Annotated in this window: 10 protein-coding genes; 5 read left to right on the top strand and 5 right to left on the bottom strand. The window is 65.8% G+C overall.

The window, feature by feature from the left end; genetic code table 11:
• Positions 1-33: 33 nt before the first annotated feature.
• The gene (gene speB / locus KYK29_RS09740; RefSeq protein WP_254690684.1) at positions 34-1,092 is read right to left on the bottom strand and encodes an agmatinase; all 1,059 of its coding nucleotides are present in this window, start codon (positions 1,090-1,092) and stop codon (positions 34-36) included.
• 178 nt (positions 1,093-1,270) lie between these two features.
• Here speB and KYK29_RS09735 point away from each other — a divergent pair, with 178 nt between their 5' ends.
• The 4 genes from KYK29_RS09735 to KYK29_RS09720 all read left to right on the top strand — a co-directional run bounded on the left by KYK29_RS09735 (position 1,271) and on the right by KYK29_RS09720 (position 6,285).
• Positions 1,271-2,287, top strand: coding sequence for a LysR substrate-binding domain-containing protein (locus KYK29_RS09735; RefSeq protein WP_254690683.1), 1,017 nt, complete (start codon positions 1,271-1,273; stop codon positions 2,285-2,287).
• Positions 2,288-2,305: 18 nt separating this feature from the next.
• The gene (locus KYK29_RS09730) at positions 2,306-3,478 is read left to right on the top strand and encodes an aminotransferase (RefSeq protein ID WP_254690879.1); all 1,173 of its coding nucleotides are present in this window, start codon (positions 2,306-2,308) and stop codon (positions 3,476-3,478) included.
• A gap of 171 nt (positions 3,479-3,649) precedes the next feature.
• Positions 3,650-5,083, top strand: coding sequence for an aldehyde dehydrogenase family protein (locus KYK29_RS09725; RefSeq protein ID WP_254690682.1), 1,434 nt, complete (start codon positions 3,650-3,652; stop codon positions 5,081-5,083).
• A gap of 275 nt (positions 5,084-5,358) precedes the next feature.
• Complete coding sequence (locus tag KYK29_RS09720; RefSeq protein WP_437437245.1) at positions 5,359-6,285, top strand: DMT family transporter; 927 nt, start codon at positions 5,359-5,361, stop codon at positions 6,283-6,285.
• 16 nt (positions 6,286-6,301) lie between these two features.
• Here KYK29_RS09720 and KYK29_RS09715 read toward each other — a convergent pair whose 3' ends face one another.
• Positions 6,302-8,086, bottom strand: coding sequence for an IlvD/Edd family dehydratase (locus tag KYK29_RS09715; protein ID WP_254690680.1), 1,785 nt, complete (start codon positions 8,084-8,086; stop codon positions 6,302-6,304).
• A 174-nt stretch (positions 8,087-8,260) separates the two neighbouring features.
• On the opposite strand from KYK29_RS09715, the gene KYK29_RS09710 reads away from it, so the two are divergent.
• Positions 8,261-9,160 (top strand): DMT family transporter, encoded by a 900-nt coding sequence (locus KYK29_RS09710; RefSeq protein WP_254690679.1) that lies wholly within the window; start codon positions 8,261-8,263, stop codon positions 9,158-9,160.
• 126 nt (positions 9,161-9,286) lie between these two features.
• Here KYK29_RS09710 and KYK29_RS09705 read toward each other — a convergent pair whose 3' ends face one another.
• From KYK29_RS09705 to KYK29_RS09695, 3 genes are all read right to left on the bottom strand, one after another.
• On the bottom strand, positions 9,287-9,658 hold the full coding sequence (locus KYK29_RS09705; RefSeq protein ID WP_254690678.1) for a c-type cytochrome: 372 nt from the start codon (positions 9,656-9,658) through the stop codon (positions 9,287-9,289).
• A gap of 136 nt (positions 9,659-9,794) precedes the next feature.
• The gene (locus KYK29_RS09700) at positions 9,795-11,366 is read right to left on the bottom strand and encodes a GMC family oxidoreductase (protein ID WP_254690677.1); all 1,572 of its coding nucleotides are present in this window, start codon (positions 11,364-11,366) and stop codon (positions 9,795-9,797) included.
• An 84-nt stretch (positions 11,367-11,450) separates the two neighbouring features.
• Complete coding sequence (locus tag KYK29_RS09695) at positions 11,451-11,981, bottom strand: gluconate 2-dehydrogenase subunit 3 family protein (protein WP_254690676.1); 531 nt, start codon at positions 11,979-11,981, stop codon at positions 11,451-11,453.
• Positions 11,982-11,996: the final 15 nt, after the last annotated feature.

Below are 11,996 nucleotides of genomic sequence, written 5' to 3'. Positions count from 1 at the left end.
GTTCGTTCCCGGTTTTGCTGTGGTTATTTTACGTCAGGCAGTAGCCTGAACGGAAGGGCTGAAGACCATGAGGCTCAGGATTTCGAAAAGAACCTGCGCGCCGGCATGGGCGGTATTGGTCGTGGCGTCATATTGCGGCGCCACTTCCACCACGTCTCCCCCCACCAGATTGACGCCCTTGAGGCCGCGGATGAGTTCCAGCACCTCGCGGGTGGTGAAGCCGCCGATCTCCGGCGTTCCCGTACCGGGGGCGAAGCTCGGATCGAGGCTGTCGATATCGAAGGAGAGATAGGTCGGGCCGTCGCCGACGACCGCCCTGGCCTTCTCGATGAGCGCCGGAATGCCGATGCCGGAAATCTCCTCCGCATGGATGACCGTCATGCCGGATTCATAGGAGAATTCCCACAGGTACTCCGACGAACCGCGAATGCCGATCTGGATCGTCCGGGTCGGGTCCAGCACGCCGTCGAGGACCGCATTGCGGAACGGCCCGCCGTGGTGGAACTTGGTCTGGTCGAAAGCGCCGCCGGTGTCGCAATGGGCGTCGATATGGATCAGGCCGACCGGCGCGTTCTTGCCGACCGCCTTCATGATCGGATGGGTGATGGAATGGTCGCCGCCCACGGCAAGCGGAATGACGCCGGCGTCGACGATCTGGTTGAAGCGCTTCTCGATATCGTCATGGCTGAGTTCCAGCCGATAGCGGCTCTGGAACGGAACGTCGCCGATATCGGCGACCCGGAGGTCATGAACGGGCGCGCAGTCCAGCACATGGTGATAGGGACCGATGCGCTCGATCGAACGCATCGCCCGCGGCCCGAAGCGCGAGCCGGGCCGGTTCGTCACGCCGAGATCCATCGGCACGCCGGTGATCGCCACTTGCAGGTTGCCGAAGTCCGGAGCCTCGGCATCGACCGGCATATAGGGCGCGGACAGGAACGTAGGGACGCCCGCATAAGGGGCAAGCCGCGTCCCGCCCTTGGAGAAGATCTTGTCGGCCACCTTGCGGAAGGCCGGGTCGAACAGTTCGCCGCCGTGGCTTTCGCCGTATTTGGCCTTGAGGTCATCGAGCTTGCTGCGGTCGAATGCCATGACGTCGTTCCTTCCGGTGATCGCAAACGGAGGACGGCGCGCCAGAAATGCACCCAATTCCGTTCCCCGCGGGCTTATGCCCTTGTTTTTCGCATTATCGTAACAAACCGTCTGGAAAAGCAATTGCCATTGTTATAGCTTTTGCCGTGAGAAAAATTCACACAAGGTTCCCCTTCCGATGGTCTCGCGGCTGCCTCCGCTCAATCCGTTGCGCGCTTTCGAGGCGACCGCCCGCCTGGGATCGGTCTCGGCGGCGGCGCGCGAGCTGAGCGTGACCCACGGCGCGGTGAGCCATCAGATCCGTGGCCTCGAAGAGGCGCTTGAAACCACGCTTTTCAAGCGTGGCGGCAAGAGGCTGAAACTGACGGCGCAGGGCGCCCTGCTGCTGCCCGCCGTCACCAACGCCTTCGGCGAGATCGCCGCGGCGACCGCGCTGATGAAGCGGCCGGAAACCCGTGGCGACCTGACCGTCACCGGCGTTCCCGCGCTGCTTTCCTTCTGGATCGTTCCCCGGCTCAATCAGTTCACCGAGCAATATCCGGGCATCAGCGTGACGCTGAACGCCTCCAACGACCCCGCCCACCTGCGGTCGCCGGATGTCGACGTCTGCGTGCTCTATGGCGACGGCAACTGGCCGGACTGCTGGACGCGGCTGTGGTCGAACCTGAAGCTCTTTCCCGTGGCGAGCCCGACGCTGCTCAACAGCCACCCGCTGCGCTCGGTGCGCGATCTGGGAGATCACACCCTGCTGCACGGCGACGATGGCCGGGAATGGAATACCTGGCTTTCGGCCGCCGACGCCACCGACCTCGCGCGCGGCCGCCAGCATTTCATGGGCGATGCGCGCCTTTCCACCGAGGCCGCCCTCCATGGCCAGGGCATAGCGCTCGGCGATACGATCACCGCCGGCAACCTGGTGGCGCGCGGCGAGCTTGCCGTGCCCTTCGACCTTACGGTTCCGGCCAACGACGCCTTCTATGTCGCCTGCCGGCAGGCCGTGCGCCAGGCGCCGATCGTCCGGGTGTTCATCGACTGGCTGTTCGCCTCCCTGGAGGCCGACCGCCTGCCGGAGCCGCAGGTTTCCGCCCGCATGCTGCTGCGCAATCGCGGCCGCGGGCCTGACGCCCTTCGCCCCGTTTCCACGCCGGCCGATCGCCCGGCGCCGCCTCTTTCGCAACGCAAGTCCCCTTCCTAACGTCGGTTCGCCATGTCCCTGCCCCGCTTCAATCCCTTCGTCGAAACGCTCGCCGCTCCGCCCATTCCGTCCGTCTTCGCCTGGACCGCCGCCTATGACGGGCGCAACGGGCCGATGATCGACCTGTCGCAGGCCGTACCCGGCTATCCTCCCCACCCAGAGATGCTGCGCCTTCTCGGCGAATGCGCGGCCTCGCGCGCCTGGACCGGCTATGGGCCGATCGAAGGCGAGGACGCGTTGCGGCGCGCCTATGCGGACCATGTTCGCGGCGTCTATGACGCCGGCATCGCCGCCGCGAATATCCATATCACCGCCGGCTGCAACCAGGCTTTCATCTGCGCGGCGATGGCGGTCGCGGGAGCGGACGACGCCGTCCTGATGACCGACCCCTATTATTTCAATCAGGAAACCACGCTCGCCATGCTGGGCGTCAGGACGCGGCTTGCCGCCTGCGATCCGGACAACGGCTTCCTGCCCGACGTGGAAGCGCTTGCCGCGGCGGTCACCCCGGACGTGCGGGCGATCGCGCTCGTCTCTCCGAACAATCCGACCGGCGCCGTCTATCCTCCCCGCCTTCTCGGCGAGATCTACGATCTTTGCGCCAGCCGCGGCATCTGGCTCATCCTCGACGAGACCTATCGCGACTTCCTGCCGGAAGGCGCCGGCCGCCCGCATGATCTCTTCGGCCGCCCCGGCTGGGAAAACACGCTGATCGGGCTCTACAGCTTCTCGAAATCTTTCTGCATCCCCGGCCATCGCCTGGGCGCGATCACCGCCGGCACGGCCGCCGTCGAGCAGATCGCCAAGATCATGGACAACATGCAGATCTGCCCGCCGCGCGCCGCGCAGGCCGCCGTCGCCACCGCCTTGCCGGCGCTTGCCGGCTGGCGCGAGGAAAACCGCCGCGAGATCGCCCGGCGGGCTATCGCCTTGCGGGAAACCATGGCGGCCGCCGCCGGCTGGAAGATCGGCGCGGTCGGCGCCTATTTCGCCTTTATCGGCCATCCGTTTTCAGGCGTCGCCTCGGCCGATGTGGCGGAAAGGCTGGCGAAGAAGGCCGGCGTCCTCTGCCTGCCCGGCAGCTATTTCGGCCCGGGACAGGAAGGCTACCTGCGCTTCGCCTTCGCCAATGCCGACGCCGATACGATCGCCCTGCTGCGGCAACGGCTGTCGGGTTTCACGCTCGACTGACCTTCGACACGCCGCTTGACCTTCCACCGCAGGCCGCTAGCATCGCCCTTTCCGGGGAGGACGCGGGCGGGCAGGAGACCCGCATGCCTTTTTCCACCTTGCCGGCCGCCGGCGGTTGTCCAACCCATGGCCGGACGGCAAGGCGACGCAACAACAGGACGGGAGACCGACATGCTCGACAAGCGCAAGTTCTATATCGACGGCCAATGGGTCGATCCGCTGACACCCAACGACCTGCCGGTGATCAACCCGGCGACGGAAGAAGCGGTAGCGACGATTTCCATGGGCACCGCCGCCGATATCGACCGGGCCGTCGCCGCCGCGCGGAAGGCCTTTGCGACCTACAGCCTGACGAGCGTCGACGAGCGCATCGCGCTGCTGGAAAAGCTCCTTGCCATCTACAAGCGCCGCTATGACGAAATGGCCCGCACCATCACGCTCGAACTCGGCGCGCCGATCACCATGAGCGGCGAGCAGCAGGCCGATGTCGGCGTCGGCCACCTCCAGGGCTTCATCGACGGGCTGAAGCGGCTGAAGATGCGCGAGACGCTGCCGAACGGCGACATGCTTCGCCGCGAGCCGATCGGCGTCTGCGGCCTCATCACGCCCTGGAACTGGCCGATCAACCAGATCGCGCTGAAAGTGGCGCCGGCGCTGGCCAGCGGCTGCACCTGCGTGCTGAAACCCTCCGAATTCACGCCGCTCAACGCCCTTCTCTATGCCGAGATGGTGCATGAGGCCGGCTTCCCGGCCGGCACGTTCAATCTCGTCAACGGCGACGGCGCGGAATGCGGCGCAGCACTTTCGAAGCACAAGGATATCGACATGATGTCGTTCACCGGCTCCACCCGGGCCGGTATCGCCGTCAGCAAGGATGCCGCCGACACCGTCAAGCGCGTCACGCTGGAGCTTGGCGGCAAATCGCCGAACATCGTTTTCGAAGACGCCGACCTGGAGGACCGTATTCCCGCCAGCGTCGCCGAATGCTTCAACAATTCCGGCCAGTCCTGCGATGCGCCTACCCGCATGCTCGTGCAGCGTTCCGTCTACGACAAGGTGGTCGCGCTCGCCGAAGAGGCAGGGAAGGCGGCGAAGGTCGGCAACCCGCAGGAGGAAGGCGGTCATATCGGCCCGCTCGTCTCGCATATCCAGTTCGGCCGGGTGCAGGCGCTGATCGAGGCCGGCGTCGCCGAGGGCGCACGCGTGCTCGTCGGCGGGCCCGGCAAGCCCGAGGGCTTCGAAGCGGGCTATTTCGTGCGTCCGACCATCTTCGCCGACGTGAACAACACCATGCGCATTGCACGTGAGGAGATCTTCGGCCCCGTCCTGTCGATCATTCCCTTCGACACCGAGGAAGAAGCCATCGCCATCGCCAACGACACGCCCTACGGGCTTGCCGCCTATATCCAGACGGGCGATCCGGAACGGGCCGAGCGGGTGGCTGCGCGCCTGCGGGCCGGCATGGTGCATATCAACGGCGGGCCGCACCGCTACGGCAGCCCCTTCGGCGGCTACAGGCAATCCGGCAACGGCCGCGAGGGCGGCATCTTCGGCCTCGAGGACTTCATGGAAGTCAAGACCGTGCACCGGCCCGACGCCGCCTGACGGCAGCCAAGCCCTTCCCAGGGGCAGCGCTTTGCGGGCGCTGCCCCGGTTTTTTCGCCGGATCGCCACAAAAGGCGCGCACCGCCGCAATTTCCCGCCCGCTTGTCGCGTTCCGGTCTGGCCGGCGGGGGCGACCTCTGCTAGGGGCTTGGCTGTTTGCCGAAACCGTCAAGCATCGTTTCGACGAACACGCCGTATTTCGAATTGATCGTTGCTGAATGACACAGCGCCGCCAGCGCGTTTCGGACGCCCGGCCGCTGTCGGCGCGCATGCGAATGCCGCCCTACCACCGGACCGCTGCCTTGGCTGAGATATCGCTTCCGAACGTTGTCGGCTCGTCGCACAAACGACTGGCTTTCGTCGCTCTGCTCGTCGGCGCGGTCGCCATCGGCGGATCGCCCATTTTCGTCCGTCTTTCCGAACTGGGGCCGCTTGCCACCGCCTTCTGGCGCGTCGCGCTCGCCTTCCTGCCCTTCCTGATGGCGCAGCGCCTGATGCCTCAGGCAGCCGGCGACGCACGCCCGGCCGGCTTGCGCGATTATCTGCTGCTGCTCTTGCCGGGCGTCTTCCTCACCGCCGACCTTGCCGCCTGGCATCTGGCGCTCACCATGACGTCCGTCGCCAATGCGACGCTATTGTCCAACCTTGCGCCGGTTTTCGTGACGCTCGGTTCCTGGCTTTTGTTTCGCACGCGCATCACTCCCGTCTTCCTGACCGGCCTTGCGATGACGCTTGCCGGCATCTTCGTGCTGAAGGGCGGCTTTGGCGTCACGGCCGGCGGGCAAACCGCCGGCGACCTCACCGCCGTCGTGGCCGCGATCTTCTACGCCGGCTACATGCTGGTCATCGCCTATATCCGCACCCGGTTCTCCACGCTGCGCATCATGGTCTGGTCGACGCTGGCCTCGGCCGTCTCGATCCTGCCCTTCACGCTTTTCTTCGAGCCCGCGCTGTTTCCGGCCACGCTGTTCGGATGGGCGATGGTCGTCGGGCTGGCCTTCATCTGCCATGTCGGCGGACAGGGCCTCGTCACCTATGCGCTGGCCTATCTGCCCACGGCATTCTCGTCGCTCACCCTGTTGCTGCAACCCGTCGTGGCGGCGATCCTCGCCTGGATTCTGCTTGCCGAACCGGTCGGGCCGATGCAGGCGGCGGGCGGAGCGATCGTGCTGGCCGGCATCCTGGTGGCCCGCCGCGGCTGAAGGATAGCCGCCGCCTTCAATGGTTATGGCGCGGCGGCGTTTCGGCGATCTTGCGGAAGTCGGCCGCGCCCTCGATCACCGCGCCGTCGGCAAGCTGCGTCACCGTCTTGCGATAGAGACGCTGCCATGGGGTGGCGTCGGCGGGAACCGGCGGGATGCCGTCCAGCTTGCGCCGCTCGATCTCCGCCTCCTCCACCAGCATATCGCATCGCCCCCCGGCAAGGTCGATGCGAATACGGTCACCCGTACGCAACCAGGCAAGCCCGCCGCCGGCGGCGCTTTCCGGAGAGGCATTGAGGATCGAAGGACTGTCGGCGGTGCCGGACTGGCGGCCGTCGCCGATGGTCGGCAGGCTGGTCACCCCACGCTTCAGGAGATGATCCGGCGGTTGCATATTGACGACTTCGGCCGATCCCGGCCAGCCGAGCGGCCCGGCGCCGCGGATGACGAGAATGGTCCGCTCGTCGATGCCGAGCGCCGGATCGTTGATGCGGCGGTGATAGTCCTCCGATCCGTCGAAGACCACGGCCCGGCCCTCGAAGATATCCTCCCGGCCGGGCTCGCTCAGATAGCGCTCGCGGAATTCCTGCGAGATCACCGAGGTCTTCATGATGGCGAAATCGAAGAGATTGCCCTTCAGCACCAGGAAGCCCGCCCGCTCCTTGAGCGGCGCATCGTAGGAGCGGATGACCTCGCGATCCGTCGCCATACGCCCTTCCAGGTTTTCGGCGATGCTGGCGCCGGTGACGGTCAGACAGCCTCCGTCGAGCCTGCCGGCGTCGAGCAATTCGCGCATGATCGCCGGCACGCCGCCGGCGCGGTGGAAGCGTTCGCCGAGGAAACGGCCGGCGGGCTGCACATCGGCCAGAAGCGGAATGTCATAGCCGTGGATCTGCCAGTCTTCGGGCCGCAGATCCACGCCCGCGTGCTTCGCCATGGCCGCCAGATGCGGCTGCGCATTGGTCGAGCCGCCGATGGCCGAATTCACCCGGATCGCGTTGAGGAACGCCGCCCGCGTCAGCACATGCGAGGGGCGGATATCCTCCAGCACCAGTTCGACCGCGCGCCGGCCGGTGCGATAGGCCATCTGACCGCGCTCGCGATAGGCCGCCGGAATGGCGGCGCAGCCGGTGAGCGCCATGCCGAGAGCCTCGGCGAGCGCGTTCATGGTCGAGGCGGTGCCCATCGTGTTGCAATGGCCGATGGAGGGCGCCGATTCCAGCGCGGCCTGGAGAAAGCCTTCTTCATCGAGCGTGCCGGCGGCCAGCTTGCGGCGCGAGCGCCAGATCACCGTGCCGGAACCGACCAGCTCGCCGTCATGCCAGCCGTCGAGCATCGGCCCGCCGGAAAGCACGATCGCAGGAATATCGACCGTCGAAGCGGCCATCAGCGCCGAGGGCGTGGTCTTGTCGCAACCGGTCGTCAGCACCACGCCGTCGAGCGGATAGCCGTAGAGGATTTCCACGAGGCCCAGATAGGCGAGGTTGCGATCGAGTGCCGCGGTCGGCCGCTTGCAGTTCTCGAAGATCGGATGGGTCGGAAACTCGATCGGGATGCCGCCGGCGTCGCGGATACCGTCCCGCAGGCGCTTGGCAAGATCGATATGATGCCGGTTGCAGGGCGTGAGGTCGCTGCCGCTCTGGGCGATGCCGATCACGGGCTTGCCGGAGCGCAGTTCCTCCGGCGTGGTGCCATAGTTCATGAAGCGCTCCAGATAAAGCGCCGCCATGTCAATATGGTCGCGGTTGTCAAACCAGTCCTGGGAGCGCAGCCTGCGCCCGGAAGCCTTGTCCTTGGTCATCGTCTCTTCCCTGCCGCCGACGCTTCGACCGCCGGTGCCGCACTGTCCCACCGGGGCTGCCGGTAATCAACCGTCTATCGCCGGGACCTCTGCGAACCCATCAAAATTGCTGACTGGAACCCCGTGCCGGAATATGCCAGAGCCTTGGATACCCGATATCGAAAGCCGATCGCCATGACCGACATCGCCGCCTCGTCGTCCCCCGCAGCCGCCGCCCGCCTCGGCGTGCTGACGATGCTTGTCGGCATGCTGATGTTCGCGCTGAACGACGTTCTCGGCAAATGGCTGGTGGCCACCTATTCCGTCGGGCAGGTCATGCTGATCCGCAGTCTGGCGGCGCTCATCATCCTGTCGCCCTTCTTCTGGCGTATCGGCTGGCGCCGGCTTGTCGGCGTCGACCGGCCGCGGCTGCATGTGCTGCGCTCGGTGCTTTTTGCCGCGGAGGCCTCCGGCTTCTACTTCGCGGTCGCCTATATGCCGCTCGCCGACGTGATGACCTACTGGCTGGCGGCGCCGATCTATGTGGCGGCGCTGAGCCCGCTCCTGCTCGGCGAACGGGTCGGCTGGCGACGCTGGGCCGCGATTCTCGTCGGCTTTGCCGGCGTGGTGATCGCGCTCGAACCATCGCGGGATTCGTTCACGCTGCCGGCGGTGATCGCGCTGGGCGGTAGCCTCGCCTTTGGCGGCGCGATGGTGCTGGGAAGGATGCTGCGCGCCGCACCGGATACGACGCTGGTGTTCTGGCAGGTTGCCGGCGCGGCCATTCTGGCCGGCGTCTGGGTCGTTTTCGATCCACAGGGCTGGACGCCGGTCAACGGCGTCGATCTCGGCCTGCTCGGCCTGCTCGGCGTCGTGGCGATGAGCGCCCACATGCTGGTCAACCGTTCGCTCAAGCTGGCCGACGCCTCGATGGTCGTGCCGCTGCAATATACGATGCTGCTGTGGGCCATCGTCTTCGGATGGCTGTTCTTCGGCGACCTGCCGCGCGCCGCCATGCTGGCCGGCGCGGTCGTCATCGTCGCCTCGGGCCTCTTCATCTTCTTCCGCGAGCAACAGTTGAAGCAGCGCGACTGAGCGGGCCGTTGCCTGGAGCGGTTCCGGTTTTCACAGGTTCGGCAGAACCGCTCACTCTCTTTGTCTTAGCCGCAGTTCCGGACGCAAAACCGCTTCGCGCTTTTGCTGGAAAGGCTCTGGCGCCGCCTATCGGCTTCCGTTGGCCTTGAGATAGGCGATGACATCGGCGATCTCCTGCTGGCTCTTCAGACCGGAAAAGGCCATGCGGGTCTTCGGGATCATCGTCTTCGGAGCCGCCAGATAGGCCGAAAGCGTCGTCTCGTCCCAGACGACACCCTGCGCGCCCGCCTCCTTCATCGCCTTTGAATAGCCGGCGTAATCCTCGACGGCTGCGGCAGGTCGCCCGACGACGCCCGAAAGATGCGGGCCGACCCGGTTCACCGGCTCCGCAACGCTATGACAGGCACTGCATTTCCTGAAGACGTCCGTCTCCGCGCGGGCATCGGCGGCGATGGCCGCCGGGACGGCGACACCCGCGAGAATGAGCAGGATCTTCATGCTGGACGATCTCCTTTGCAAGACCGGACGGGCCGGTCGTAAAAAAACGGCCGGTCGCCCGGCCGGAATCGGCGCGGCATGCCGGCCGCGCGCGGTCGCCGGCGGCCAGTCCGGCGGCCGGGGAGGATCCGGTGTTTCAGATCGTGCCCGAAGCCATTTCGCCGGCGATATAGTCTGCCTGGCGGATGGCGAGGCTGACGATGGTCAGCGTCGGATTTTCCGCGCCGCCGGTGGTGAACTGGCTGCCGTCGGAGACGAACAGGTTCTTGATGTCGTGGCTCTGCCCCCATTTGTTGACCACGCCGTCCTGCGGCTTCTCGCTCATGCGGTTGGTGCCGAGATTGTGGGTGGAGGGATAAGGCGGCGTCGGGAAGGTGCGGGTCGCGCCGACAGCCTCATAAAGCGCCTGGCTCTGCTTGTAGGCGTGATTGCGCATGGCGGTGTCATTGGGATGATCCGTAAACCAGACGTCCGGAACCGGCATGCCGTACTTATCCTTGATCTCGCCGTGCAGCCGGACCGCATTCTGCTCCTGCGGCATGTCCTCGCCGACGATCCACAGGCCCGCCATATGGGCGTAGCTGTCCATGGCGGAGGCAAACGACCGACCCCATCCGCCGGGATCGAGAAAAGCGGCCATGAAGGGCACGCCCAGCGCCAGCGTTTCCAGTTCGTAGCCGCCGACGAAACCGCGCGAGGGATCATGTCCCGCCTCGTCGCGGATGATGCCGGCCATGGTGGTGCCCCGGTACATATGGACCGGCTTCTCGAAGACGGCGTAGACCGAGCCGGTGGTATGGCGCATGTAGTTCCGCCCGACCTGTCCGGAAGAATTAGCCAATCCGTCCGGGAAAAGGTTCGAGGCCGAGTTGAGCAGCAGGCGCGGGCTCTCGATGGAATTGCCGGCGACACAGACAATGCGCGCCTTCTGGCTGTGCAGATTGCCCTCCTTATCCGCATAGACGACGTTCGTCGCCTTGCCGTCGGCGTCATGCTCGATCCGCACGACATGGGAATCCGGCCGGACCTCCAGCTTGCCGGTCGCCTCGCCCTTCGGGATTTCGGTATAGAGGGTCGACCATTTGGCCCCCCATTTGCAGCCCTGGAAACAGAAGCCCGTCTGCTGACAGCTCATCCGGTCGTCACGGTCGGCCGAATTGATCGCCATCCGGCCGGTGTGACATTCCTTGTAGCCGATTTTGTCCGCGCCGGCTTTCAGGACCTTGAAATTGTTGTTGCCGGGCAGGCCCTCGATGCCGTTGGTGCGGGTCACGCCCATCTTGTCCTCGGCCTTCACGTAATAGGGCTCGAGCTCTGCAAGCGTCAGCGGCCAGTCGAGGAGGTTGGCGCCCTCGACCTTCCCGTAATGGCTCAGGGTCCGGAACTCGTAATCCTGGAAGCGCAGGGACGCGCCGGCCCAATGGATCGTGGTACCGCCCACCGCCTTGACGATCCAGGCCGGCAGGTTCGGAAAGTCCTTCGCCACGCGCCAGCCGCCGCCAGTCGTGCGATGATCGAGCCAGGCGAGCTGGGCGAAACTGTCCCACTCGTCGTTGATGAAATCCTCGTATTCGATGCGCGCGCCGGCTTCGAGGATAACGACGTCGATGCCCTTTTGCGCCAGTTCGTTGCCGAGCGTGCCGCCGCCGGCGCCCGAACCTATGATGACGACCACACCGTCGTCGTCGAGATCGTAAGAAGCTGCCATGATTTCCTCCCGATACAGTTTGGCGGCGGACGCCGTCAGGCGCCTTCCGGCCGCGCCTCCTCCGGCGCGGGCGTCACACCGCCGTCAAAGCCACTCGATGTCGTCAAAACCGCGGGTGATGTAGCCGCCCTTGGAATAGGATTCGCCCTCGTAGCCGAAATGCGGCCACAGCTCCTTCTGGTTATAGAAGGAGACGACCAGATCGCCGCGCACCGCCTGGAAGAACGGCGTGGTCTCGATCTCGCGCAGGATGCGGACGCGGTCGTCCTCCCAGCCGAGGCCGCGATAACCACCCTCCCCGGCCCGCCGGTCGAGATCGGCGATGCCGGCCTCGATCAGCTCCTTGTGGCCGGCGTCGCCTGCCGCCCTGGTATCGTGTCCCTTGACCGCGATGGCGTAAAAGCGGTCGGCGATCGCATCATGGGGGTAGATATCGCGCGCGAGCCTGATAAGCGTCGCCATCGTATCCGGCTTGAGCGCCGCGCTCTCCAGACCCCACGCCCGGTCCGGGCTGATCACGGCATTGCCGGTAATGATCAGCGCCGCGCCGATCGTGCCGCGCTTCAGAAGCTCACGCCGCGAAAGACCGGGGCGCTGCTCGTAGATCGTCGTCATTTCACGTTCCTCCCA

This window comes from Shinella daejeonensis (genome assembly GCF_024281235.1).
Lineage (GTDB): Bacteria > Pseudomonadota > Alphaproteobacteria > Rhizobiales > Rhizobiaceae > Shinella > Shinella daejeonensis.
Note: the sequence above shows the minus strand (reverse complement) of the source record. Positions and strands in the feature narration are given on the sequence as shown.